20 protein-coding genes are annotated in these 24,941 nt (G+C 57.2%); 7 read left to right on the top strand and 13 right to left on the bottom strand.

The window, feature by feature from the left end; genetic code table 11:
- The first annotated feature begins 59 nt into the window (after nucleotides 1-59).
- Nucleotides 60-590, top strand: coding sequence for a DUF4494 domain-containing protein (locus tag ACAW74_RS18605; RefSeq protein ID WP_370699722.1), 531 nt, complete (start codon nucleotides 60-62; stop codon nucleotides 588-590).
- 125 nt (nucleotides 591-715) lie between these two features.
- On the opposite strand, the gene ACAW74_RS18610 is transcribed toward ACAW74_RS18605, so the two are convergent.
- A complete protein-coding gene (locus tag ACAW74_RS18610) occupies nucleotides 716-1,456 on the bottom strand; it encodes a universal stress protein (protein WP_370699723.1) in 741 nt (246 codons plus the stop codon).
- A gap of 135 nt (nucleotides 1,457-1,591) precedes the next feature.
- Between ACAW74_RS18610 and ACAW74_RS18615 the strand changes: the two genes are divergently transcribed.
- Complete coding sequence (locus ACAW74_RS18615; protein WP_370699724.1) at nucleotides 1,592-3,532, top strand: tetratricopeptide repeat protein; 1,941 nt, start codon at nucleotides 1,592-1,594, stop codon at nucleotides 3,530-3,532.
- A gap of 6 nt (nucleotides 3,533-3,538) precedes the next feature.
- Here ACAW74_RS18615 and ACAW74_RS18620 read toward each other — a convergent pair whose 3' ends face one another.
- The 3 genes from ACAW74_RS18620 to ACAW74_RS18630 form a co-directional block, all read right to left on the bottom strand.
- Nucleotides 3,539-4,846, bottom strand: a complete 1,308-nt coding sequence (locus ACAW74_RS18620) for a DUF4403 family protein (RefSeq protein WP_370699725.1) — start codon at nucleotides 4,844-4,846, stop codon at nucleotides 3,539-3,541.
- A gap of 163 nt (nucleotides 4,847-5,009) precedes the next feature.
- On the bottom strand, nucleotides 5,010-6,005 hold the full coding sequence (locus ACAW74_RS18625; protein ID WP_370699726.1) for a DUF2027 domain-containing protein: 996 nt from the start codon (nucleotides 6,003-6,005) through the stop codon (nucleotides 5,010-5,012).
- Between the two features lie 141 nt (nucleotides 6,006-6,146).
- Entirely contained in the window at nucleotides 6,147-8,204 is a 2,058-nt protein-coding gene (locus tag ACAW74_RS18630) for a TonB-dependent receptor (protein WP_370699727.1), read from the bottom strand.
- A gap of 325 nt (nucleotides 8,205-8,529) precedes the next feature.
- On the opposite strand from ACAW74_RS18630, the gene ACAW74_RS18635 reads away from it, so the two are divergent.
- On the top strand, nucleotides 8,530-9,654 hold the full coding sequence (locus tag ACAW74_RS18635) for a spore photoproduct lyase family protein (RefSeq protein ID WP_370699728.1): 1,125 nt from the start codon (nucleotides 8,530-8,532) through the stop codon (nucleotides 9,652-9,654).
- Between the two features lie 103 nt (nucleotides 9,655-9,757).
- Here ACAW74_RS18635 and ACAW74_RS18640 read toward each other — a convergent pair whose 3' ends face one another.
- On the bottom strand, nucleotides 9,758-11,578 hold the full coding sequence (locus ACAW74_RS18640; RefSeq protein ID WP_370699729.1) for an ABC transporter ATP-binding protein: 1,821 nt from the start codon (nucleotides 11,576-11,578) through the stop codon (nucleotides 9,758-9,760).
- A 301-nt stretch (nucleotides 11,579-11,879) separates the two neighbouring features.
- Between ACAW74_RS18640 and ACAW74_RS18645 the strand changes: the two genes are divergently transcribed.
- Both ACAW74_RS18645 and ACAW74_RS18650 read left to right on the top strand, forming a co-directional pair.
- Nucleotides 11,880-14,534, top strand: a complete 2,655-nt coding sequence (locus ACAW74_RS18645; protein ID WP_370699730.1) for a DNA gyrase/topoisomerase IV subunit A — start codon at nucleotides 11,880-11,882, stop codon at nucleotides 14,532-14,534.
- A 190-nt stretch (nucleotides 14,535-14,724) separates the two neighbouring features.
- The gene (locus tag ACAW74_RS18650; protein WP_370699902.1) at nucleotides 14,725-15,321 is read left to right on the top strand and encodes a SanA/YdcF family protein; all 597 of its coding nucleotides are present in this window, start codon (nucleotides 14,725-14,727) and stop codon (nucleotides 15,319-15,321) included.
- A gap of 2 nt (nucleotides 15,322-15,323) precedes the next feature.
- Here the strand turns inward: ACAW74_RS18650 and ACAW74_RS18655 are convergent, their stop codons facing one another.
- From ACAW74_RS18655 to ACAW74_RS18680, 6 genes are all read right to left on the bottom strand, one after another.
- Nucleotides 15,324-16,562 (bottom strand): hypothetical protein, encoded by a 1,239-nt coding sequence (locus ACAW74_RS18655; RefSeq protein ID WP_370699731.1) that lies wholly within the window; start codon nucleotides 16,560-16,562, stop codon nucleotides 15,324-15,326.
- Nucleotides 16,563-16,651: 89 nt separating this feature from the next.
- Nucleotides 16,652-17,212 (bottom strand): helix-turn-helix domain-containing protein, encoded by a 561-nt coding sequence (locus ACAW74_RS18660; RefSeq protein WP_370699732.1) that lies wholly within the window; start codon nucleotides 17,210-17,212, stop codon nucleotides 16,652-16,654.
- A 150-nt stretch (nucleotides 17,213-17,362) separates the two neighbouring features.
- On the bottom strand, nucleotides 17,363-19,585 hold the full coding sequence (locus ACAW74_RS18665; RefSeq protein ID WP_370699733.1) for a TonB-dependent receptor: 2,223 nt from the start codon (nucleotides 19,583-19,585) through the stop codon (nucleotides 17,363-17,365).
- A gap of 72 nt (nucleotides 19,586-19,657) precedes the next feature.
- Entirely contained in the window at nucleotides 19,658-20,104 is a 447-nt protein-coding gene (locus ACAW74_RS18670; RefSeq protein ID WP_370699734.1) for an HYC_CC_PP family protein, read from the bottom strand.
- Between the two features lie 97 nt (nucleotides 20,105-20,201).
- Nucleotides 20,202-21,047, bottom strand: a complete 846-nt coding sequence (locus ACAW74_RS18675; RefSeq protein ID WP_370699735.1) for a hypothetical protein — start codon at nucleotides 21,045-21,047, stop codon at nucleotides 20,202-20,204.
- Between the two features lie 181 nt (nucleotides 21,048-21,228).
- Complete coding sequence (locus ACAW74_RS18680; protein WP_370699736.1) at nucleotides 21,229-21,528, bottom strand: hypothetical protein; 300 nt, start codon at nucleotides 21,526-21,528, stop codon at nucleotides 21,229-21,231.
- 132 nt (nucleotides 21,529-21,660) lie between these two features.
- On the opposite strand from ACAW74_RS18680, the gene ACAW74_RS18685 reads away from it, so the two are divergent.
- Nucleotides 21,661-22,146: a nucleoside deaminase gene (locus tag ACAW74_RS18685; protein WP_370699737.1), complete on the top strand. Its 486-nt coding sequence runs from the start codon at nucleotides 21,661-21,663 to the stop codon at nucleotides 22,144-22,146.
- Nucleotides 22,147-22,248: 102 nt separating this feature from the next.
- On the opposite strand, the gene ACAW74_RS18690 is transcribed toward ACAW74_RS18685, so the two are convergent.
- Nucleotides 22,249-22,716: an FKBP-type peptidyl-prolyl cis-trans isomerase gene (locus ACAW74_RS18690; RefSeq protein WP_370699738.1), complete on the bottom strand. Its 468-nt coding sequence runs from the start codon at nucleotides 22,714-22,716 to the stop codon at nucleotides 22,249-22,251.
- 151 nt (nucleotides 22,717-22,867) lie between these two features.
- Here ACAW74_RS18690 and ACAW74_RS18695 point away from each other — a divergent pair, with 151 nt between their 5' ends.
- On the top strand, nucleotides 22,868-23,530 hold the full coding sequence (locus ACAW74_RS18695; protein ID WP_370699739.1) for a thiamine diphosphokinase: 663 nt from the start codon (nucleotides 22,868-22,870) through the stop codon (nucleotides 23,528-23,530).
- A gap of 180 nt (nucleotides 23,531-23,710) precedes the next feature.
- Here ACAW74_RS18695 and ACAW74_RS18700 read toward each other — a convergent pair whose 3' ends face one another.
- A complete protein-coding gene (locus ACAW74_RS18700; RefSeq protein WP_370699740.1) occupies nucleotides 23,711-24,874 on the bottom strand; it encodes a helix-turn-helix domain-containing protein in 1,164 nt (387 codons plus the stop codon).
- Nucleotides 24,875-24,941: the final 67 nt, after the last annotated feature.

Genomic DNA, 24,941 nt, shown 5'->3' on the forward strand with positions numbered 1-24,941 from the left:
TCCTGTTATTGCCAGCTGACCACTGCATACTGTATACTGCACACTGTAAATTGTTTCCTATGCCAACCTGGTTTATCGGCAAAATTCGCTACCAGCAAACCGACGATTCGGTGGCCGTTGATACGCAGAAAGACGGCTCACCCGAAGCGCCGAAGATGAAAACCATCAACGAGACGTACCTGCTCGACGCCGTTTCGTATACCGACGCCGAAGCCCGGCTGTACCGTGTCGTGGCCGACAATACGCCCGAATTTGAGATTACGGCCATCCGGCCCATGCGCCTCAGCGACGTTTTTCATGTTGAGGGCGGCGACAACTGGTACAAGTGCAAGACCTATTACATGACCGAAGATGATAAGGGTCGGCAGAAGAAGATCGTCAGCAACATGCTCATCAACGGGGCCAACCTGCGCGAGGCCCATCAGCGGCTGGTTGATAACCTGAGCACGATGTTGGTGCCGGTCGAAATCACCGACATCAACCTCACGCCGATTCTGGAAGTGGTGCCTTACGACGCTCTGGAACCGGAGATCCCGGCTAATCTGAAACCACTGGCGCAGGTGCAGGCCGAAGCCGAGGTGAACGCCTAGTTACGAATCGGTCAACTGAAGAGGGCCATCAACCCGCTTTTCTAGAAAAGCGGGTTGATGGCCCTCTTGTTGTATGCGGCTTACCTGACCGAAAACGCGGCTGACGCGTGGGTCACAGTTCGCCCCTACTTCAGTTCATGATGAACCAGTACGGGTGCTTTTGAGTCCGACAGCAGCTTTTCGGTCGGGTCGGAGCTGAGCAAGCCATCCAGAAAGCCTATATCACGGCGCTGAATAATATACAGGTCGGGCTTGTAATCGTCGATGTCTTCGGGCGGTACAACGGTCAGGTGGGCATCGAATGTATCGACGATAAAGTCGGTTTGCGCACTTACCGTCTGCTGGGTAATGTTTTGCTGCAACACATACACCACCGACCGAATGTGCGGCTCTTTGCGGGTCGTTTCAGGAATATACAACACCGGGCAGGGGGCCGCACGGGCAATGTCGTCCGCCGAACTACCCGCCAGCCGGTCGAAAAAGCCCGCGGCGGGGGTGCGATGCGTAATCAGCAGATCGGGTTGGTATTGCCGGGCAGCCTCGACCACCTCGTCGTCGACAGTACCCATCCGCCAGTCACCAACGGCATCCAGCCCTTCCGCCTGTAATTCGTCGACAAACCGGTTCAGGTGTTGCTGACTGATCGACTCCAGCTCGAGTTCAGTGGTGGCCGAGCCGAGTGTATCGAAAGCCGGCGTCGCCAGCGTGGGGTCGTTGAACGTAGGCAGCGCACTGGCCGAAATAAGCGGCTGGTACACATGCACCACCACCACACGGGCTTTCCAGCCGCGCGCCAGCAGGCGCAGGTAGTTCAACGCAATGGTGTGATTATCGGAAATATCCGTGGGGAACAGGATCGTCTTCATGGCCAAAAGTGAGTTCGGGCAGTAGCCCGTTCGGGGCGTAATTAGTAACCAAACCCTAAAAAGTAGCGGATGGTTATACAATCCTGCATGTCATCTGGCACGTAAATTGAATAGATTTACCTGAACCCATCCGTTATGAAGTCCCGCCCTGCCCCGACTCTGTTGGCCGAGAAGCCTACCCGGAGGGCTGCTTCCCAGCCCACATCACCGGCCAGTCCGGTCACTACGCTTGTCCCTCCCATTGACTGGTACTGGCTGCTCACTGTTGCGCTAGCCATTACCGCTACCGTCTATTGGCCGTCGCTCCGTAACGGCCTCACCAACTGGGACGACCCCGATTACCTGACCAACAACCCCCTCCTCGACTTCAGGAAAACACCCCTGCGGGCCTACTTCACCACCGTTGTGTCGGGCAACTGGCATCCACTTACGATGCTTTCGTTGAGCCTCGACCACATGTTGGGAGGCACCGATCCGCATCAGTATCATCGCACCAACCTGATGCTGCACCTGCTCAACGTGGCGCTGACGTTCGGGCTGGCGTGGCTGCTGTCGGGCTACAAACGGCTGGTTGCGTTTGCCGTGGCCCTGTGGTTTGGCATTCACCCCATGCACGTGGAATCGGTCGCCTGGATTGCCGAACGAAAAGACGTGCTCTACGGTAGTTTCTTTCTGCTCTCGCTCTGTCTCTACTGGCTGTTTCTGGACCGGCAGCAATGGGGTTGGCTGCTGCTTAGTCTGCTGGCGGGCCTGCTGGCCAACCTGGCCAAACCGGCAGCCGTCATTCTGCCCGCTGTGCTGCTGCTGCTCACCTGGTGGCATCACAAACCAACGTCGCTGAGCCAGTTGGCGCGGCAAGCGTGGGGTACCATCCCCTTCGTGATCATGTCGGCGGTGTTTGCTTACATTACGCTTTGGGCCCAGCAATCAGCCACCGCCATCAACGATGAGTTTTCGCTGTGGCAACGTACCCAACTCGCTGGCTATGGCCTGATCAACTACCTGCTGAAACTAGTGTGGCCGGTTGGCCTGTCGGCGCTCTATGGCCGTCCGGGCGCCGGTACGTCGTTCCCCACAATTTTCCTCGCCTACACTCTCCTGAGCGGCGTGGCTGTGGCAGGGCTAATCTGGCTTTATCGACGGTCGGCCTTGTGGTTTTTCGGACTGGCCTTTCTCGGGCTGAATCTGCTCCTGACGCTGCAACTGGTGAAAGCCGTGGGTAGCGCCGCCTATGCCGATCGGTACACCTATATGGCGTATACCGGCCTGTTTTTCGCCATCGCCATGACCCTCGACCGCCCCCGCGCGACAACGACCCGCTGGGCGCTGCTTGCCGTGGCCGGGCTGTTTTCAATCGCCTGCGCGCTGCTGTCCATTCAGCGCATCGGCGTCTGGAAAAACTCGGAAACGCTCTGGACCGATGTGCTGAAAACACAACCTTTTTCGGCTACGGCCTACAGCAACCGGGCGCTTTACTACGAACAGAACGACCGCCTCGAAGACGCGCTTGCCGACTATAGCAAGGCGGTCGAGATCGACGCCCGACCGCTGTTTCGGGCTAACCGGGCTTATCTGCTGTCGAAATTAAAACGCCCCGCCGAGGCAGCCAGCGATGCCGATTTTCTACTCACTCAAAACCCCGACGACGCGGTAGCGCTCACCATTAAAGGCACGGCATTGGTGGGGAAAGGACAATTTGCGGAGGCGATCGGCCTGCTTCAGAAGTCGTACGCGCTCGATTCAACGTACCTGAACACGCTGGTGAACCTGGGGTCGGCCTACTTTATGAGCAGTCAGTTTGACAAAGCCATTCCGTTCTACCAGAAGGCCATCCGCCGCGATCCCAACAACGCCGAACACTGGACCAATCTGGGGGCGGCTTACCTTCAGAGCCGGCAGTATGCCGATGCCATCAAGGCCTGTCGGCAGGCCATTGCCCTGAACCCGAACAACGGACCGGCTCACCTCTACGCGTGCTACGCGCTCCAGAAAGCCGGGCAGCCCGACGAAGCGAAGCGGGAAGCCGTGCTAGCCAAACAACTTGGGCAGACTGTGGATGCACGCATCTGGCAGTGATCCTGTCTATTCCAGCCCGGCCACTTTCATGTCGACCTTGCCGCTGGCATACACCACCGCCACCAGCGCCGTGGGCGTCAGGTATACCTGATCGGGGCGGATTTCGTTGAGTGTGCCTTTCAGCGTGACGCCTTTCGCCAATTGGTAATTGCGGAGTCGCTCCTGCACCGAGGACCGCACGGCGTCGATCTGATCTCCAACGGGGAAGTTCAGGTTTTTCTCCAGCGTGCGCGCCAGGGTTCCCTGCAAGAGCCAGCTCGCGGCCCGCTGCAACAGGTTTTTGGTATCGAGGTCGTAGACCAGGTTTTTGAGCGACACCGTTTTCGTGGCGGGGTCGTAATAGGGTTGGCCGCGCAGGTAGATATCGCCCGTAACGCTGCCCGTAATGCCCGCCTTGATGATGAGGTTATCGTTCTGCCCATACAGATCCAGGCTGGCCACCGTAATGGAATAAGCCCCGTCGCGGAAGCTGAACGATTTGCCTACCACCTGTTTTTGAGCCAGCGCGGCAATCTCCGGGTACGTTACTTCGCCAATGATGCCCACCCGAAAATCGTCTTTCACGCTGTTCACCACCGTTAGGTCGGGCAGGGCAGTGGCGGGGCGAACCACTGGCTTGGGACCAACCGTCGTGAGCGTATGCCCTTCCAGCCCGATGCTCGTCCGGATTTCGCCCTGCTCGAAGCGCAGCGGCGTAATGAGCACGCGGCGCGGCACCACCGACAGCCACGTTTTGAATTCGTCGGAAAGCAGGTAAGGCTCCCGAATGAGGTTCCAGGCGCGCAGAACGGGCGTGCGCAGGTCGATCTGGGTACGTACCTGCTTGTCGAGCGCCTGCGTGATGGTGCCGAGGTTGCTGTCGATAGCCTTGCTGACCAGCCCGGTGATGGGTACGTCGAGGCCAACGACGCGGAGGGTCGGTTTGGTGATGTAGTCGTAGCCGTCGGCTTTGGTCTGGGTACGTACCGACCAGTCGGGGTCGATGGAAAAACGCGTGGCAAACCGAATGTCAATCTCGAACGTGGTTTCGCCGGTCTGCATCAGGCCCAGTACCTTCTTGCCTGCTCTGGCCCAGATTTTCAGGGGTACGTTGAAATAGAAAAGACTGTCGCCCTGCACCACCCCCGCCTTCACGCCGATGGGTGCGCGCTTCCAGACTTTCGTCATAAACGGGGTGCTACCGTCATCGTCGAACGTATTGTCTTCGTAGATGAGCCCGTTGACCTGATTGTTGATTTGCCGCTCTACATCGGTCAGGGCAATCCCCACGGGGATATTGACCGTCGAGAGCAGGGCTTCATTTCGAACGTCCATGATGGTGGTGGTATAGGCCGCCTTGGGAGCAGCCGGGTTCAATCGGCCCGTGCGATTCGGCTGGCAGGCCAGAAAAAGCGCAGGGATTAGCAGGGAAAGCAGGGTACTGCGTGCAGGGTGAGTTGCAAAGCCCCCTGCAATCCCTGCTACGCCCCGCCCCCTGCTATTTAAGCGTAACCTTAGTGGCACCGTAGCCGAATTTCTGTTTCTGGGCATCCTCAAAAAAACGAACGTTGGGGTGACGGCTCAGTTGCCGGTGAATCTCCTGCCGCAGTTTGCCGCTCCCCACGCCGTGAATAAACGTAATTTCGCCCATCCCCGACGCGATGGCATTTTCTAAATTTTTCTCGAAGGCCCGCAGTTGAATATCCACCAGTTGCCCCGGCGACTGATTGCCCGGCCCCGCTGGCAGCAGCTTCTCGATGTGCAGATCCACCACCGACGTGGGCCGGTCGACAGCCACGATGGGTTGCTCAACGGTGGGCGACAGCATAGCTGCTTTGATCTGTTCCGGTTCGCTGGGAATCGTTGTCGTTCCCACTTCTTCGTCGAGCAGGAACACATGGCCCGGCTGGTTCAGCACCGGTACGTTCTGCTTGTTTTTGTAGAATTGCTGGGCGCGGGGTTTCAGGCGTTTTACCAGCGGCATGCGGGCAGGCTGCCCCACTCCAGCCCGAAAATACACGGCCTGCACCAGCAGCGTGGGCCATTGCTCGAAGCGCTCCATCTGGTACTGCTCAAGCAGTTTGGTTTGCGTTTTGGCTTTCAGCGTCAGGCTTTGCAGACCCCGGTATCGACCTTCGCGCTCTTCGGCCAGGCTCACCAGAATCTCCCAGTCGGTATTGTTGACCAGGTACAGCGCTACGTCGCGGTCATTCTGAGGCACGAAGGCCAGGTATAGCCCCACATTCGCCAGAATCTGACCAGCGGCCGTAGCGGCCGACCGCTGAGGCGCGATGGTTTCCCGTAGTTCGGCTGCGGCTGTCGACGGCTTGAACCGTTCAGCTTCCATCGGCGACACCACCACAATCTCCGACTGCAACACAGGGATGCGGAAACCGTCTTCAATCTCAATTTCGACGCGCCCCCCCGACAAAAAGCGGGTGACCACCCCCTGTTCAGTAGCCCGTACCATGCGTACTTTATCGCCGATGTTCATTTTCTAAGTCTGGAAAGCCAGTTTTTGAGTAGTGCAAAGTCTGGATAGTCGTTATTCGTACATGTTGTACAGCGTCTGGTGCACCGGCAAAAAGTTGCCTTTGTTCTACTGACAAAACTGACTTTCCAGACCCTGTACTCTCTACAAAACTGACTTTCCAGACTTTACAGTTAACCTCACCCCAACCGTAAAGTTCCGGCGGGGGGCGGCGTTGTAGTACCGGTTGCCCACGGCGTTCAGGTCGTATCCGATGCTGTAGGTCTGGTCGAGGAGGTTATCGCCGCCCGCATATAGGTTGGCCATCAGGTGTTTACCAATGGCTCGGCGATACCCGATCGTCGCCTGAAGTTGCCGCGTCGGGTCGCTCATGGCCGTGTTGGCGTCGTTCAGAGCAAAAGGCGGCAGAAACTGGAAGGTCAGGTAGGCGTAGAAACCCGCGGGCAGCGCCGCATCCAGCCCCCACACACCCGCAACCGGTGCTACACCCGGCACCCGATTGCCCGACAGATCGGTGGTCAGTTGTTGGTATTCACGGTACCGGTAGTTACTCAGCGTCAGGCTCTGCCATAGTTTCAGCGACGTACCCCGCTGCCCCGGTTCGGGCCGCAGCAGGTCGTAGCTCAGGTACGTTTCCAGGCCATACTGGTCGGTGCGGCCTGCGTTGACAAAGAATTCAGCTCCATTGTCGAGTGAGCGGCGGACGATGGTTTCGCGCAGTTGAAGCGTATAACCGACCAAATCGAACTGAATCCGGTTTAGCAACCGGCCACGCACGCCCAATTCAGCCTGTTGGCCACGTTCGGGGTTGAGATTGGCGTTGAAGAAGCCCGCCGACGACAGCACTTCCTGACTCGTAGGGGCCGAATAGCCACTACTCAGGTTAACATACAGCGAGGCGTCGCTACCCAGCGTTTTCAACACCGATGCCCGCCACAGCCAAACAGGGCTAAACGTGCGGCTCTGCGGCCCCGGACCGGGCAGACGGCCCAGCTGGTACCGGGTAAAATCATAAGCCACCTGGTTGCGGCTCAGGCCCGCCGTCACGATCAGGCCGCGAGCCAGTTGCACCTCTTCCTGCGCAAATACATTCCACTGCGTTGCCCACAGAGCATCGTCGGTTTGCAGGGTATCCTGTTGCCCGCCGCGGTTACCATAGTTCCGCGATAACGTCCGGTTGGTCTGCCACTCGCCCCCGGCGCTCAGCACGCCCGATACGCCCGGCCCGAATGTATGCGTAAACCGGGTAACGCTGCGGGCACCCAGGCCCCGATCGTCGCGTTTTTCGTAGTTGGTAATGAACGGGTTTGTCAGGTTGGTGATCGACCCGTAGACTACATTGCTCGTCTGCCAGTTGGCCGACCACATCACCCGATGCACCAGCCCCAGGTAACCCGTTTTCTGAAAAATGCCGGCCTGTTGTTCCACGCTGCCGGGCAGGGTGCGGGTGGCAGGTCGCGCCGCTCGCGGGTCGGCCCGAAACTGCGCTTCGGTGAGGCCGCCAGGCGTTTGGTAACGCAGGTCGGTGTAGAGCAAGAGGGCCGACAGCGACTGTTTTTCGCCAAGACCGATCTTACCCGTAAAGGCCACGTTGTCGCGCGTCATCAGGCTCTGGGTACGGTAGCCATCGCTTTGCAGGTGATTGACCGACACGGTCGCGTTGGAGCGGTCGCCCGCCGTTTGGGCCAGCGCCGAAAAACCCCGCAGCCCGTAGGCTCCGGCCAGATACCCCACCTCGGCCAACTGCGTGCCGGGCGTGGCGCTGGGACCACCCAGCAGCACCGTGCCGCCCGTATTGGCCCCATACAAGCTCCCCGACGGCCCTTTGATCACTTCGATCCGGCCTAACATGCGCGGGTCCAGACTGTTGAGCGGCGTGTTGCCGCCGGCGTCGGTCAGCGGCATCTCGTCGTAATACACTTTGACGTTGCGCACCCCAAACGGCGACCGGATGAGGCTACCCCGGATGGAAAGCCGGTAGCTGCCCGGTGAGCGCTCGTCCATCCGAACGCCGGGCAGCGTGTTAAGAGCAGGCACCAGCGTGGGCGTGGCGAAACGCTGATTCAGGTCACGTTGCGACAGCACACCAATGGCGGCTCCGGTGGCGAGCAGCGATCGGTTCGATTCATAGGCGCGCACCACCACTTCGGTTAGCGGGCGGGCCGTTAAGGTATCCTGAGCCACCTCAGACGCCAGGGTCAACGGTTGTGCCGCGACTGGTAACGAAAAAAGCCACAAGAAGCCGTTTCGTAAAGTACATATATGCATGGGGCGGTAAAAGTAGAAAAGATGCAACGTATGCGTTCTAAAAAGGACGCCTTTTTCATATTAGCAACCTGAAACCTGTTGTGTCTAGCGTTTCGTGTTTGATGTTTATGGTTGGCTGACGCCAGCATAGAACGTATCATCCAACCATAACCATCAAACACGAAAGGTTAAACTTTAAACCCTATCTATCCGCCTTTTCGGGACTGTTTCGGGCCATTTTGGTGTTTTCTATAGGATGACAGATGTGCGGTTGAATCGTGTGGAAATAACCCCCAAAGCAGACCTTCGGTCGGCGCGGGTATGGATGCCAAAGCGGGTGATCTTTACGCCCGACGCCCTGAACGAACCCTTCGGGCAACAGATTTATGAACGGGTCGAGGCGTTGAATCTGCCCATCGACGTGATGAAATCAAACCGGCTTTCGGGCCTGCGCGGCGCCGACGACCGGGAGACGTACCGCATTGCCAAAAATACGCTGGCGGTGGTCAACGCCCCGCCGAGCGCCCTGCGCCTGCAACCCATCCCCCCCTCTGCCGACTGGCAGATGAACCTGGCCGAAGGGTGTCCCGCCCACTGCCAGTATTGCTATCTGGCCGGTAGCCTGCAAGGGCCGCCTGTGGTGCGCGTGTATGCCAACCTCCCGACGATGTTGCAGAGCACCGCCGCCTACGAGGGAACGTACCCACCCAACGCCAGCTGGCAGAACACGCCCGGTAACGCGCAGCGCCCCACCACCTTCGAAGTGAGCTGCTATACCGACGTGCTGGGCATCGAACACCTGACGGGCAGCCTCGCCGAGTGCATCCGGTACTTCGGTCAACGCGATATGGGTCAGTTGCGGTTCGTGACCAAATACGATCAGGTCGATGGCTTGCTTGGTCTGGCGCACAATGGGCAGACCCGCGCCCGCTTTAGCCTTAACGCCGAGTCGGTGGCGCGGCGGCTCGAAGGGGGTACCGCCTCGGTGGAGGCCCGGCTTCAGGCGCTCCGCAAGCTGGCGCTGCCCGTAGCGCAGGGCGGTGGCGGTTACCCCATCGGCGTGGTGATTGCCCCGATCATGCCCATTCCGAACTGGCGTGACGAATACACCCACCTGCTCGACCGCCTCCATGAGGTCCTCGACTATGCCAACAATGCCGATCAGCTGAACATGAACGTCGAGTTCATCAGTCATCGGTTTACACCCGGCTCCAAAGACGTGCTGATGCAGTGGTACCCCAACACGTCGCTCGATATGGACGAGGCTACGCGGTCGCAGAAACGCAACAAGTTCGGCGGCACCAAGTATGTCTACCAGCCCACCGACATGCAGGCCCTCAAACGGTTCTTCTACGACGAATGGACCCGCCGCTTCCCCACCGCCCCGGTATTGTACTGGACGTGAGGTATAAGTCCAACGTCCAATGGCCAAGGTTCAACGTGGCTGACGCCAGAATAGAGCGCGTCAGCCACGTTGAACCTTGGCCATTGGACGTTGGACTTATACTTCAATTCACCAACTCCTTCGCCCCTTCCATCGCTTCGGCCTGATGCTGCCACATGTCGTTGAACAGCGTCGAGTGCTCGCGTAGCTGCGGAAACGTACCCTCGTCGATGACCTGCCCATCGCGGAGGATATAGATGTAATCGAACATGGGTAGTAGGTGCAGCCGGTGCAACGACGACACTACCACTTTGTCGGCAAACTGCGCCAGCAGGCCGTGATAAATCAGGTATTCGGTTTTCGGGTCGATACTGCTTGTCGGTTCGTCCATCAGCACGATGTCGCTTTGGCGGGCAGCCAGAATGCCCCGCGCCAGCGCCAGCCGCTGCTTCTGCCCCCCAGACAGGTTCAGGCCTTTCTCCTGCATGGACGTACCCAGCCCGTTGGGCAAATGCCGGACCACGTCGGAGAAGCGGGCCAGTTCGCACACCTGCTGCACGTCGTCGTCGGCGAAGGGCAGGCCCAGCGTGATGTTGTAGGCAACGGTGTTTTCAAAGATTTCCGGCTCCTGCGGAAACAGCGTCACCGTCTCCCCGATCGATGCCCACGGCAAACTTTCGCTACGGTCATCTACCGCCCAGGTCACGGCATCGGGCTCATACAAGCCCCGCAGCAGACTCAGCAGCGTGCTTTTGCCCGAACCCGACTCCCCGATCAGCGCAACCCGCCGCCCCCGCTGCAACTGAAGCGCTACCCGGTTCAACGACGACGGCCGACGAACCGGGTGCGCCGGGTTGGCCTCATCGACCAGCAAAAGGGGGGCACGGTACTGAAACGATAGATCACGGATCGACAGCGTCTGCCAGCGGGTGGGCAGGGCGGGCGGGTCTGTAACCAGCCCCCGATACTGCCGAAAGGTGTCGCCAATGCCCCGCGCTGTCTGCACGTCGGTGTTGTATTGCACGATCTGCGTGTATTGCCAGGCCACGTCAGTAAACACACTCGTAAACTGATTGACGTACCCAAGTAACGTCACCAGCCCGCCCACGTAGAAAACCGTGCCGGGTACGTGGTGATCATAGACGTACCCAACCGTGATGACGAGGTACACCAGCGCAATGAGCATGGTGGCCACAAACCACTTCCACTCGTTGATCCGGATCTCGCGCCGGAACGGCACGTTGATGTCGGCCACCCGCCCCGAGAGGCTTTGCTCCATCCGGTGTTCGAGGCGTAGCGTCACCACGGTGATGATGTTCGACAGGCTATCGAACAGCGACGAGGCCATCTGATGCTCGCGCTCGTTGGTCTCTTCCAATGCCGCCACAAACGGTTTGTCGAACCGCCGGATCACCCAGACCGTGAAAGCGCCCAGCAACAGGCCGATAGTGCCGTAGAGCGGGGCAAAATAGATCATCGCCCCAAACGACAGCACGAATTTGGCTACCACGTGCAGGTACGTAAAGCCATTCTGGAAAAAGGCTTTCAGCGCCACGTAGGCCTTGTTAATTCGGTTGATGGTGGCCCCGCTATGGTGATGCTTGTGCCACGAAACGGGCAGGTGCAGCGTCTGATGGTACAGCTCCTGCAAAAAGTTACGGCTCAGGTCGAAGGCCAGTTGCCGTTCCAGGATACGGGCGGGGCCGTGAAACGCCCATTCGAGCAGTTTCAGGCCCACAAAAGCGGCGGCATAGTAGAGCGTTGTGGTGAGTACCTCGCCCGAATCACGCTGAATGTGGTCGACAAACCAGCCGAACAGCAGGGGGTGACAAGCCAGCACCAGGTTGGCCCCGATAAATAGCAGGTACACAAAGAGATAGCGGCCTCGCTGCTCACGGGCATAGTGCCAGGCCGTACGCAGCAGGGCTACGTAAGGATTATTCATGGATGTAGTACGTTACGGTACTGCGAAATTGGGGCAATTTTCGTGCGGATAGGGTTACGCCATAGGCTTAGTAGAAAATTTAATCTGACCCGATTTCTGACCCGGCAGCAAGACCACTCAGCAGGCGGATACCGGGCCTACCGACCACTGCCCACACCCTTCTGTTGGGCCATTTTCTGCCTTCCAGCCGGTTTTTTGGCGTTTTTTTTGTATCTTTAAGGGGGCAAGGCGCTGCTCTTGCCATTAGCGATCCTACCCATTTTTTCACAGTAAACCGGGTTCACAAACCTCGTACAACCGCATGGTGAATGACCAACATCAGGAGCCAACTGATGACCTAACAACAAATACAAATGAAGTCAAGGAAGTCCTGCAAGACCAAACCGTGGTGTCGGGCCTCTACGAAACCTACTTTCTCGATTATGCGTCCTATGTAATCCTCGAACGGGCCGTGCCGGCGATCGAAGACGGGCTCAAACCCGTGCAACGCCGCATTCTGCACGCCCTGAAAGAGATGGACGATGGCCGCTTCAACAAGGTAGCCAACGTAATCGGGCAAACGATGCAATACCACCCGCATGGCGACGCCTCCATCAACGAGGCTATCGTGAACATCGGGCAGAAAGAATTGATTTTCGACACCCAGGGTAGCTGGGGCGACGTCCGGACCGGCGACGGGGCGGCGGCCGCCCGGTACATCGAGGTGCGGCTGTCGAAGTTTGGCGGCGACGTGGTGTTCAATGCCGACACTACCGAGTGGCAGTTGTCGTATGATGGCCGCAAAAAAGAGCCGGTCACGCTGCCCGTAAAATTCCCGTTGTTGCTGGCGATGGGTGTCGATGGCATTGCCGTAGGGCTCTCGACCAAAATTCTGCCGCACAACTTTAACGAGCTGATCGACGCCTCGATCGCCATTCTGAAAGACAAACCGGTGTCGCTGTTCCCCGACTTCCAGACCGGCGGCTACATCGACGTCAGCAATTACAACGACGGCCTTCGGGGCGGTAAGGTCCGGGTACGTGCCCGCATCGAAGAGATCGACAAAAAAACGCTCGCCATCCGCGACGTACCGTATGGCGTGACCACCTCGACCCTTTGCGATTCGATCGTGAAAGCGGCTGAGTTGGGCAAGATCCGGATCAAGTCGCCGGGTAAAAACATTGCCGCCGTGGTCGATAACACGGCCAGAGATGTAGAGATCATCGTACACCTGCAACCCGGTGTATCGCCCGACGTCACCATCGACGCGCTCTATGCCTTCACCGACTGCGAGGTGAGCATTTCGCCCAACGCCTGCGTCATCATTCAGGATAAGCCGCACTTCGTAACCGTCACGGAAATCCTGCGCTACAACACCAACCAAACAGTGTCGCTGTTGAAGCAGGAGCTGGACATCCGGCGGCGGGAACTGATGGAAAAGCTGCTCTACGCCTCGCTGGAGAAGATTTTCATCGAAAACCGCATTTACCGGAAAATCGAAGAGTGCGAAACCTTCGAGGCCGTTCTCGAAACCATCGACAAGGGCCTAAAGCCGCACAAGAAGCTCTTTTACCGCGACATCACCCAGGATGACCTGATCCGGCTGACCGAAATCCGGATCAAGCGGATCTCGAAATACGACGGCTTCAAAGCCGACGAGCTAATGCGCCGCCTGGAACAGGAACTGGCCGAGACCGAAGACAACCTCGCCAACCTGACGCGCTACGCCATTGCCTATTACAAAGACCTGCAAAAGAAATACGGCAAAGGCCGCGACCGCCGCACCGAAATCCGGGCGTTCAACACCATTGCCGCCAACGTCGTTGCCGCCGCCAACCAGAAGCTCTATGTCGACCGCGAAGGTGGCTTTATCGGGTACAGTTTGAAAAAAGATGAGTTTGTGTCGGACTGCTCCGACATCGACGATATCATTGTGTTCCGGCGCGATGGCAAATGCGTGGTGACCAAGATTCAGGAGAAGACGTTCGTAGGCAAAGACATCATTCACGTGTCGGTGTTCAAGAAAAACGACGAACGCAAGGTCTACAACATGGTCTACCTCGATGGCAAGTCGGGCATTTCGATGGCCAAACGGTTCAACGTAACCGCCGTTACCCGCGACCGCGAATATGATCTGACGATGGGCAACCCTAAGTCGAAAGTGCTTTATTTTACGGCTAACGACAACGGTGAAGCCGAGGTTATCACGGTGAACCTGACGGCGCAGAGTGCGGCCAAGCTAAAGCAGTTCGATTTCGATTTTGCGCAGGTCGGCATCAAAAACCGGGCGGCGCAGGGCAACATCCTGACGAAATACAACATCCGGAAAATCGTGCAGAAGTCGGCAGGTACGTCGACGCTCGGCGGCGTGGATATCTGGTACGACGATCACCTGGGTCGCCTCAACCGCGACGAGCGGGGTCGCCTGCTGGGTAATTTCGACTCGAAAGACAGCATTCTGGTCGTTTATAAGTCGGGTGAGTATGAACTCACCACCTTCGACTTAACCAACCGGTATGAGCCGAACGACGTTATTGCGTTGCAAAAGTTCGACCCGCAAACGGTGGTATCGACAGTCTACTACGAAGCCAATCAGAAACAGTGGTTTGTGAAGCGGTTCCGCATCGAGACGACCACCATCGACAAGAAGTTTATGTTTATTGGTGACGCGAAAGGGTCCAAACTGGCCGCTGCCAGCATTGACGCCCACCCGCGCATCGAGGTTCAGTATCAGGAGAAAGAACGCGGTCCCCTGGAAAAGATGGTGCTGGAGCCTTCGGGCTTCATCGATGTCCGGGGCTGGAAGGCACTCGGCAAACCACTGCCCTTTGCCAAAGTAAAAGAAGTGAAACTGCTAGCCCCGAAAGTCGCAGCCATCGTCGTTGATAGTAAACTAACGGAGACTTCTCCGGTTGTTACTCAAGATGATATCGACGAGCCCGAAGCCGTAGCCGATGGGCAATTGGGGCTTTTTTAGAGGTTTACTGTTTATGGTTTGACGTTTAAGGCTCCTATCAGGCAGCATCAAACCATAAACAGTAAACAGTAAACGACAACGCATGACTACCGCCCGACCCACTGCTGACCGTGTTGCGGCTCGCCGCCGGTTGTCGCGCCGACTGACGGTGCGGCAGGTGAAGCGTGTGGTCAAGGGTGGTATCTGGGGCATGTTTGGCGGACTTCTTGTCGTATTGGCCAGCAATTGGTGGGTGATCTATAACACCAAAAGCCAGATTTACTTCGACCTCCATCAGCTACCCACCAACGACGTGGGGCTGGTGCTGGGTACGAGCAAGTACGTGAAAGGCGGCAAGGAAAACCTGTTTTTCAAGTACCGCATGGAAGCTACCGCCCTGCTTTGGAAAGAAGGCAAGGTGAAATACCTCATTCTGAGTGGCAACAACGACTCGGCCTTTTACAACGAACCCGAAGACATGGAGAAGGCACTGCTCAAGCTGGGCGTACCCGCCGACGCCATGATTCCCGATTATGCCGGCTACCGCACCTTCGACTCGGTGTTGCGTTGCAAAGACGTGTTCCGGCAGCACCACATCACGATTATTTCGCAGAATTTCCACAACATCCGGGCGCTATACATCGGCAACCACGAGGGCATCAACGCGGTGGCCTTTGCCGCGCAGGACGTACCTGACGGTTATTCGTGGAAGACGCTCCTGCGCGAATACCTCGCCCGCCCCCTCGCCTTGCTCGACGTACATGTGCTGCGCCCTCAACCCGAAGCGGGCAACAAGCCGATTAAATAGCCTTATTTAGTGAGCGTAATCGGAGCCGTAACCAGTTGGCGTCGACTGCCCTGCCACGTACCTACGCTTGTCGGCCGATGCGACTTAGGCACGCCGATGACTTTTATGGCCTCGCAGCGCACTGTTTGTCCCGGTCCTATCTTCCCCCAAAGCTGATCGTACGTAGCCTGACTATAGCCGGGCAAATCCTGCGAGTACGCAATCTGAATGGGCGCAAAACGCAACGTACCTGTGCCGCCAAATACCTGCTTGTCGATCGCATCGGCCTGCCGCGACGGCTCATTGGCTTGCTTTCCATCGGCCTTGAACAAGCGGCTGAAGTCATCCGCACTATTTCCCTGGGCGTCGAAAAAATTAAGCCGGAGCGTCAGTTCCCCCACGTCGACCGGCTGTGAAGTTGGGTTTTCGACACTTACATCGAGTACGTAATAATCCAGACTGGGGTCGACTTTAACGAACGGACCGGGCGTTGGGGTGTATTTGGCGATCGTGTTGACAGTCATTACGACGCCACCGACGTTGAGTTGCGCGTTTACTGGGGTCAGCACGCGTTTACCCCTGAACGTACCTGAGCCAGCCGCTTTGGCCACCGGAGGTTCGGCCGTCATGGTTTTAGCGCCACTCAAAGCCAGCTTATACGCTTCGTTCAGAACACAACCTGCCGTTTTTACAGACAGACTTACGTCGGTCATGGTCGGGGTGAGCATATCGACTGCCGCTGGTTGCCGCCGATCCAGCGAAACAACTGTGGTCGCGCAACGCTGTCCGGCAGGCCCCGTCGCCTGCAACACGTCGCCAGGCAACAGATAGCCACTGAACTGCTTCAGAAAGACGTTATAAACGTCTTTACCATCACCCATAAAGGCCTGACTGATTACGCCCTCGAAGGTTCGGTTGGCGGGCGCTTTCACCGGCGACGAGCCTCGCTGGCTCAGCGCCTGCCCAGCTTTGGGCTCACCATTGTAGCTTTTCAGGATGGCCTGTGCTGTCTGGCCTGCTTTCAGTTCGTCAAACAGTTCGACGTCGACATAGGCTTTGTCGCCCCCTGGCAGGGCAAACTCATAAGCCCGCTGGGCGGCGCTCACTGGCCCGGCTGTTGCCTTGATCATCGCATCAACAATCCAGGTGTTGGGTGTGTTGGGATCTCGCTGACTCGACCGAATCGTGGCAACAGTGAAACGAGTTTGGGCTGTCGCCATCAGCGCCGAAACAAATAAGAGTAGGCAACCGACAAATCGCATGGTGTACGTGTGTAGCAGGTGATTGGGGCGAATATCCTCGCCAACCTGCTATCAACGCAAGTCCAATTAATCCATCGGTTGCCCAACGCCTACACTGCATCCAGTGTCCGGCGGCCGGTTGGTTCTTTCCGAAATTGTGCAGGGGTTTTACCAACCTCTTTCCGAAACTGATTCGTGAAATGCGGCACGCTGCTGTAGCCCAATTGATAAGCAATATCGGCGATAGTCCATTCCCCCTCCTGCAACAACGCCTTGGCCCGTTCGATACGCTGGCTGATCAGGAAGCGCTCGATGGTTTGCCCGGTCTGGGTCGAAAACAACTGGCTCAGGTACGTATAGTCGTAGCCCAGTTTCTGGCTCAGAAAATCAGATACGTTCTGGTGCGCGGGTCGTTCGTGCGCGTGGTGTACGTCGTTGATCAGCAACACCTTCAGTTGCTCGGTCAGGGTGGCTTTAGGGTCGTCGAGCAGGGCAAATCCTTCAGCCTGTAATGCCTGCTGCACCGCCTCGCGACTAATGGCGTCGGGCCAGGTACGTACCTCCGCCCGTCCCAGTTCGACCGAATCTACCGTGAGCCCGGCGTCGTCAAGCACCCGCCGCACCGACCGTAGGCACCGGTCACAAACCATATTTTTGATGTGAAGTAGCATAATTAGGTTGTTATTAGGCTGCGCCGTCATTGATGGTCATTTGCTTCGCGTCATTAATTGTTTTTACCACGAATGACTCGCAGCGGCGGACCGCATCAATGACAATGAATGACGCCGAAGGCAAATGACCATCAATGACGGCGCAGCCTATTACGGCTCTAACGTGAATCGGAAACCGGCGTAGATCAGCGCGCCCGTTACGGGGCCCCAGTTTTGCCCGGCTGCGTCGAAACTGGTATCGAACGGATCGGCGGCCCCAATGATGGGGTTGGGTTGCCGGTAGTTGGTCAGGTTCTCGCCGCCCAGATACACCTGCCAGGTGCGGAAACTGCGCGTAACCTGCGCGTTCAGGTTAGCAAACCAGGGCGAATACGTCCAGCGCATATCCGAGTACGTTACGTGCGTGTGACTGGCGTCGTCGACCGGTAGCCGTTTGGGTCCGTTAAGCTGCAGCGTCGCGTCGAACTTCCACTTGTCGTAGGGCAGGGCATACGCCGCATTGAGCAGCACCCGGTCGCGGCTGATCATCATGCGGGGCATCAGCACACTCTCAAACTGCAAAGCACCCATGCTTTGCCGGGCGTCGAAAAAGCGATAGGCCAGTTTTACCTCCGCCCGTTTGATGGGATTCACCGTCAGCTCGGCCTGAAAACTGTTGGCAAACGACTGCCCGACGAGGTTGTAAAACAGCAGATTCCGCGGCTGATCGGCATCGACCACCAGCTGATTCTGAAAATCGGTGCGGCTGGCGTCGAGGGTCAGCGTCGCTTTTTTACCGAACAGCAGAAACTCGTTGGTCAGGCCCGCCGTATAGGTCCAGGCCACCTCGGGACGGACGTTGTTGTTCAGGAAAACCTGCCGCGACGACACGAAGTAACCATAGTTCTCGGCGATCTGGTTAGGTACGCGCCAGCCCCGCCCGGCCGATGCCCGCAACGTGATCTGCCCATGCACGTGGTACTTCAGGTGCAGCCGCGGCGACCAGTAGGTGCCATACAGATTGTGCACATCGATGCGGTTACCCAGCACCAGCGCAAACCGCTCCGGGTACGTATAGGCATACTCAAAAAAGGCGCCTGGCACCGACTCCCGCCGGTTCAGCGGCTGCGTCACAAAGGTTTCGGCGAAGTTGTCCATCAGGTAACTCATGCCCGTTTTCACGGTATGGTTGGTATTGCCGATGATGGTCTGGTAGATGAGGTTACCATACAGCGACTGTTCATCACCGTTGTAGGGCCGCAGACCGAACATCGACGCCTGTTTGTGCCAGGTCGCGTTCAGAATCAGGCCGAGGCCGCGGTATGGTTTGTTGGGAAACAGCCGCGCCAGCTTGCTAAACAGTTCGGTGCGGGTAGTTTGGTTGGTAAATCCGTACCGGTACGCTCCCACGCTGCTCAATTGCCCGCCATCGCGGTTTTCCGACAGGGCTTTCAGTCCGCCTTGCCACATCCAGCGCTCCGAGCTGTATTTGGCCCGCAGCACCCCGTTATACTGCGTGTAGAGCGGCAAATCCCGAAACCGATCGCCATTCTGATCGATCTCCGTGCGAAGGGTACTCACGTGCCCCAGCGCCCCGATGCTCCATTTTTCCGACAGCGCCTGCGAGTAATTGACATTTCCTTCTACCCGGCCAAAGGCGTTGACGTACCCGTTGACCAGCATATTGGGCAGTTTGGTTTCGCCGCGGTAATCGGGCTTTTGCAGTTCCACGTTGATCTGCCCGCTGATGGTTTCGTAGCCGTTCACCACCGACCCCGTCCCCTTGCCGATGTCGATACTGGTGATCCACGTACCTGGAATGTAGTTGAGGCCAAACGTGGTGGCCAGCCCCCGTATCGTCGGGATGTTTTCGACGTTGGTTTGCACGTATTGCCCGCCCAAGCCCAGAAACTGAATCTGTTTGGCCCCCGTGACGGCATCGGCATACGACACATTGACCGAGGCGTTGGTCTCGAAACTCTCCGACAGATTGCAGCAGGCAGCCTTGGCCAGGGTACGTTGTGTCAGTACCTCCGTCTGGATAGGATTGAGCCGGTCGATCTGCGTGTTGCCCGCCGTTACGACCACTTCGGCCAGTTGCTGGGTGGCCCGCAGCGTCACGGTCAGCGGGGCGGTAAAATCGGTGATGGTGAGGGTATCAGGTACGTACCCGACGTAGCTAACCACCAGTCGATTGGTGGCGCTGACGGTATCGATTCGGAATTGGCCGGTAGAATCGGCCACCGTGCCCTTCAGCCCGCCCGACCAGTAGACAGTAGCGCCGGGCAACGGGCTGGTTTTGCCTTTATCGTCGGCCTGCACCCGCCCCGAGAGGGTCTGGGCCGACGTCAGCATTGGCAACACTATCAAGCTGATTATTAGTAGTTTTTTCATGATTTGGATCGTAAAGTAAGCACCAAAAGCCGATGTCGAACCCGACACCGGCAAGCGGAGATGCATACACGATCAAATCAGGAAGGTCTGCACGAAGGTGAGCAGCGCCCGGCCCCCAAGCGGTGGTGGCGACTCGTACTCAACAACGGCCACGCTGGTGAGCCGGGTAAAGAAACCGTCGAACAGCGCCATAAACAGCGCCGCCATACCCGCCCCCATCGGCTCCGCTACTGCCTTGATGAACTTAGCCAGCAACTGACTCAGCGACGAGCCGGTATCGACCTTGTCGTATCGGATGTTATCCTGGCAGCAGTCGGTTGCCTGTACCGACGTGGTGGGTACGTTGTGGCTGGCCCGTACGGCACAAAGGCCACAGCCCGATTCTGTTTGGGTGTAGACCGAATAAACCCGTTTACCCCGTAACTGACACGCATGTTCGACCAGCCCGAAGCCCATGCTGCTGAGCAACACGACCACGGCCATGAACAGGTGCAGAAAACGGAGTAAGGCCAGTTTCATAGGGCAAAGGTCGCGGCTTTTTAGCAAAAAACAACGCGTGCCGAAACTGCTTGTGTGTTGCAGCCCACGGCACGCGTTGCGCATCTGTTGGTGCGTGTTAACGACCTAGTTTAACGGCAATGCCCAGTTCAAAAACCGCTGAACTGTTCCCATACATAAACGTCTGGTCTTTGTTGACGATGCCTAAGCCCAACTGAGCGTAAGGGCCTACCTTTTCGTTTACCAGATAGCGAAACCCGAGTTGCAGGTTGGCGGCGATATCGCCCGACTCGCTGCCACCACCTTGATACGAGGCGAAGGTTTTACCAATGGCTAGTCCCACATACGGGTCCACTTTGGCGTTTTGGGCGTTGAAAGCCCGCGCCAGGTGGTAGTTAGCAATGGCCTGCACCGTAATGTCGGATGTACCGCCTTTAGACCAGTACCAGATACGCCCGCCAATGCCGATAACGTTACTGGCCGCAAATTCTACACCTGCCGTGAAGGGCGTAATTTCGCTGGGGAACATGATGCCCCCAAAGAAAACCGGACGCCCTCGTTCAAACGCGTAACCGCCCGACGATGGGCGGCGAGCAGTCAGCTTATAACCCGGGCGCGGTTCATAGCGCGTAGGCTTGAGCGGTTCGTATGGCGAGCGCGTGGGCGCTACGTGTGGGGCAGCGGCAACCACTGAAATTTTGGTAAATTCTTCTGTCTCGCCGTTGGCATAACGGACCGATTGAATCTCGCTCCGGCGCGTTCGAAAAAGGGGCCCGGTAGGGTTGCTGGCCCGGCGATAAACAACTTCCGTATCGGTTACTTCATTGATAATAGCCAGAATATTGGTATTATCGATTTTGTAGATTATATCAGGTCGGTCACTTGTTGTTTGCGCTGAAAGCTCATCGGATAAAATCCCAAACAGGATGAGTAACAGGCAAAACCCTTTAAACGAATTGGTCATAGATTACTTGGGTGGGTAAAGTCACCAAGCTAAGTATTTCCGACCGAGCGACACCGCCCTTGCAGCCTAATTTCGCGCATTTCTTACTCATCGGTATGCGCATATACCAGAAAAAACCGGGTACAGACCGTTCAAAAACGCCTGTACCCGGTTTGGTCAACTGCTCCTGTATGCAGGAAGTTTAGTCTTCTTTTTTCGGCTCACCGCTGATAGCGCGGCCGGTGGCTTTAGCGGCTTTCGATACACCACGGCCCGTAGCTTTGGCAGCGTTGCCTACGGCCCGACCCGTAGCCTTACCGGCTTTACCAACTGCCTTTCCGGCTTTCACGGCACCACGGCCCGCAGCCCGCGTTCCTTTTTCGGTAGCGTTGCCGACGTCTTGTGCTGTATTGTCAACTTTTTGTTCAGCAGTTGTCTGTGCGTATGCGCCGGCAGAGAGCATCAAGCCGATTGCCAGGCTGAATAACCATTTCGTGTTCATTGCGTTGTGAATTGAGGTATGCGATTATGTTCGTCGGGTGCTTCCCGAACGTTGCTACATAGACTACATACCGGGAATTTTTGTTAGAATAACTTGAGCCAATACCGATTAAAAAGCCATTATACTCAACGGATGACACGTAATTCAACACAGGATGAGCAGTTTCTGCGCATGGCTATAGCCCTCGCCCGAGAGGGCATGAATACCGGAAAAGGAGGTCCTTTTGGGGCAGTTATCGTTCGGGATGGGCAGGTGGTCGGGCAAAGCTGCAACCAGGTTACCTCGACCAATGACCCCACGGCGCATGCCGAGGTGATGGCGATTCGCGATGCCTGTCAGCGGCTGGGTACGTTCCAACTCGATGACTGTACGCTCTATACGTCGTGCGAACCCTGCCCCATGTGTCTGGGGGCTATTTACTGGGCGCGACCGGCCCGCGTAGTCTATGCTGCCGAGCATACCGACGCCGCCATTGCCGGTTTCGACGATTCGTTTATTTATGCGGAACTGGCCAAGCCTTACCCACAACGTAGTATCCCTACTCATCAGGCGCTACGGCCCGAAGCCCGAACCGTCTTCGAAGAATGGGTACGTAAAGAGGATAGACAGCATTATTGAGTTTAATGTTTGAGGTTTAGGGTTTAACGTTGGCTGACGCACGAGTAGGATGCGTCAGCCAACGTTAAACCCTAAACCTCAAACATTAAACCTTAAACCCAACTAGTGCGCGCCGCCGGGGCCGTGTACGTGGCCGTGGGCGATTTCCTCGACACTGGCATCGCGGACGTCAACGACCTCCACGTCGAAGTGCAGGTTCTGACCCGCCAATTCGTGGTTGGCGTCAATCGTGATCGTGTCGGGGTTTACCGCCACAACGGTCACGATCTGCCCATGCCCGGCGGAGAACTGCATGCCCACTTCGACAGGCTGCCCGCCAAATGCAGAACGGGGTACGGCCTCGATCATATCGTCGCGACGCAGGCCGTAGCCTTTTTCGGGACCAACATCAAGGTGAATTTTATCGCCTGGCTGGCGGCCTTCCAGTCCTTCTTCCATACCCGGAATCAGGTTACCTTCACCGTGCAGGTAGTAGAGCGGCTCACGGCCGTCACTTGAATCAATAACCTTACCTGCATCGTCGCGCAGGGTGTAGTGGATAGCCGCCACCTTGTGTTTTGTGATGTGCATGTCTTTTTTCTTACTTGTGTTTTCTACCAACCTCGAAAATGAGTTTAGAGTTTGTGCGTTTCCAGTTTTCAGTTCGCGGGCGCATCCGTGAACGGTTTGTTCGCCAAACTGTGAACCAGAAACGCGTAAACCTTAAACTGGAAACTGCCTCTTGTCTTCTCATCATATTGTCCGCGATAAACAGGAACCCGCCTTGCTGATTGCCAATGGCGAAGCCTGTCAGCCCGATTTACTGGGTCAGTTACTCGAATGGTCGCCCTATGTGGTGGTGCTCGACCATGCCATTCACCGGGTGATGGATATGGGCCTGAAGGTGGATGTGCTGCTGGGCGACTTTGACCGAGACGTTGATGTCGATGCCATCCGGGCGGCCCAGTACCCGATCGAGATCGTGCATACGCCCGATCAGAACAAAACCGACCTCGACAAAGGCATCGAATTTCTGATCGAACGCGGCTTTCCGGCCGTCAATATTGTCTGGGCAACAGGCCGACGAATGGACCATACCATTACTAACCTAACGAACATTGTTCGCTACCGGCATCAGATCAAAATCACGCTCATCGACGATTATTCGGTCATTTACCCGCTGGTGGGGCGCTACGAAAAGTGGTTTGCCAAGGGCACACCGCTCTCGCTGATCCCGGTCGGTACGGTCGACGGCATCCGCACGGAGGGGCTGCTGTATCCGCTCGACAATGAATCGCTCACGCTGGGGGTACGTTCGGGCAGCAGCAACGAAGCCGCCGCCGACGGCTTTGTCCGGATCACGGCCGAATCAGGCGCGTTACTGATTATGGAGTGCCATGATTGATGCGTATCCGTAGAGCCGCAACCCCTTGCGGCTCATGAGCGTCAGCCTTTTCATTCACCTGTTATATAAGGTGTATTGCTGACGCCTGTGAGCCGCAAGGGGTTGTATGCGTCAGCCTTTCCGTTCACGTGTTGCATAAGGTGTATTGCTGACGCCTGTGAGCCGCAAGGGATTGCGGCTCTACTTTAGCCTGTCGACTTCGAACCGTAATTCGTCGGCGAGCTGGCGGATGCGGTCATAGCTAGGCGGGGGCGGCGGCATCTGCTGACTGACGAAGGCCCGCACGGCCCACACTTCGAGTACGTCTTTGAGGGCGACTTCGCGGTTGGGTACGTTCGGTTTGTCGGCCGTAAGCAGCAACGTGCCTTTCTGGCTCACCTGATTCACGACCCGCCGCGCCAAAATGCCCTGGTGCTGCACCAAGAGCAAGTAAAACTGCCCGTCGGTGATATCGAACCAGTTTCGGACAAACTGCCCGATGAGCCACGCGCCGGGAAACGTGAAGTCACCGTCGGCCTCAAACGCCCGGTACTGACCCGTAGCCAACATGGGCAGGCGCATGGTAGGTAGGCGGTTCAGGTAATCGAGTTGCTGGAATCGCTGCTGATACTCACCAAACTGACCCAACCCGACGTAGTGAATCGCCTGCGCCGAATTGTCGGTGCTTGCCGAAGCCGACGGAGCCGCCGCAGGTACGTTCGGTGCTTTCTCAAAATGATTATTGAAGGTCGGCAGTGTTTCGCCGGACGCGGCAAAGTCGTCCTGCCCCCGACTTACGGTAAACGCGGGTGCCGAGCCCGGCGCATGGCCGGCCCGAGTCCGCACTTCTTCATACAACACCCCAACCGGAGCCGCTTGCTGAGCAGCGCGGTCGGGCTGGGTACGTTCCGAAGGGCTGGGCTGGCGATCAGGGCGTTCCGTTGGCGGTTTGTAGTATTTTTCCAGCACATTGACCAATGGCTGCGGTTGCAGCGAAGGCTCGGCGGGGGCGTGGGGCAGCACCGGATCGCTGATTTGCGGGGGCGACGAAATGAAATCATCGTCGCTGTCGTCGCCATCAAAAATGGGCGGTGTCGATGGGCGCGTCGGGGCCGTGTTGCGGCCGATGGGCAGACTCAGGTCGGGCGTTTCACGAATCTTCCGCAGGTCCTGCTTCAACAACTGATCGACCGAGGTGTTGAAGAGTTTAGCAATGGTGATGAGCGTATTCCAGTTTGGGTTGGCGCGGGCTTCTTCGTAGGCACCCAACAACGAGCGTTTAATGCCTATTCGTTGCGAAAACTGCTCCTGCGTTAAGCCATTCAATTTGCGGAGATACTTGATGTTGTTGCTGACGAGCGACATGACCGGTATCGGGTTTGACAAAATTTTTAGTAAAACAACCCTTTTTTTCGAAACGAGCAAACTGGCA

It is taken from the genome of Fibrella musci (assembly GCF_041321105.1).
Lineage (GTDB): Bacteria > Bacteroidota > Bacteroidia > Cytophagales > Spirosomataceae > Fibrella > Fibrella musci.

Excerpts from the sequence above, each read along its gene's own strand:
- ACAW74_RS18680 (WP_370699736.1), bottom strand. The coding sequence starts at position 21,528 with ATGAACACGAAATGGTTATTCAGCCTGGCAATCGGCTTGATGCTCTCT.
- ACAW74_RS18625 (WP_370699726.1), bottom strand. The coding sequence starts at position 6,005 with ATGAACATCGGCGATAAAGTACGCATGGTACGGGCTACTGAACAGGGG.
- ACAW74_RS18645 (WP_370699730.1), top strand. The coding sequence starts at position 11,880 with ATGGTGAATGACCAACATCAGGAGCCAACTGATGACCTAACAACAAAT.
- ACAW74_RS18700 (WP_370699740.1), bottom strand. The coding sequence starts at position 24,874 with ATGTCGCTCGTCAGCAACAACATCAAGTATCTCCGCAAATTGAATGGC.
- ACAW74_RS18685 (WP_370699737.1), top strand. The coding sequence starts at position 21,661 with ATGACACGTAATTCAACACAGGATGAGCAGTTTCTGCGCATGGCTATA.
- ACAW74_RS18650 (WP_370699902.1), top strand. The coding sequence starts at position 14,725 with ATGTTTGGCGGACTTCTTGTCGTATTGGCCAGCAATTGGTGGGTGATC.
- ACAW74_RS18620 (WP_370699725.1), bottom strand. The coding sequence starts at position 4,846 with ATGGACGTTCGAAATGAAGCCCTGCTCTCGACGGTCAATATCCCCGTG.
- ACAW74_RS18690 (WP_370699738.1), bottom strand. The coding sequence starts at position 22,716 with ATGCACATCACAAAACACAAGGTGGCGGCTATCCACTACACCCTGCGC.
- ACAW74_RS18640 (WP_370699729.1), bottom strand. The coding sequence starts at position 11,578 with ATGAATAATCCTTACGTAGCCCTGCTGCGTACGGCCTGGCACTATGCC.
- ACAW74_RS18665 (WP_370699733.1), bottom strand. The coding sequence starts at position 19,585 with ATGAAAAAACTACTAATAATCAGCTTGATAGTGTTGCCAATGCTGACG.
- ACAW74_RS18675 (WP_370699735.1), bottom strand. The coding sequence starts at position 21,047 with ATGACCAATTCGTTTAAAGGGTTTTGCCTGTTACTCATCCTGTTTGGG.
- ACAW74_RS18615 (WP_370699724.1), top strand. The coding sequence starts at position 1,592 with ATGAAGTCCCGCCCTGCCCCGACTCTGTTGGCCGAGAAGCCTACCCGG.
- ACAW74_RS18605 (WP_370699722.1), top strand. The coding sequence starts at position 60 with ATGCCAACCTGGTTTATCGGCAAAATTCGCTACCAGCAAACCGACGAT.
- ACAW74_RS18610 (WP_370699723.1), bottom strand. The coding sequence starts at position 1,456 with ATGAAGACGATCCTGTTCCCCACGGATATTTCCGATAATCACACCATT.
- ACAW74_RS18655 (WP_370699731.1), bottom strand. The coding sequence starts at position 16,562 with ATGCGATTTGTCGGTTGCCTACTCTTATTTGTTTCGGCGCTGATGGCG.
- ACAW74_RS18670 (WP_370699734.1), bottom strand. The coding sequence starts at position 20,104 with ATGAAACTGGCCTTACTCCGTTTTCTGCACCTGTTCATGGCCGTGGTC.
- ACAW74_RS18660 (WP_370699732.1), bottom strand. The coding sequence starts at position 17,212 with ATGCTACTTCACATCAAAAATATGGTTTGTGACCGGTGCCTACGGTCG.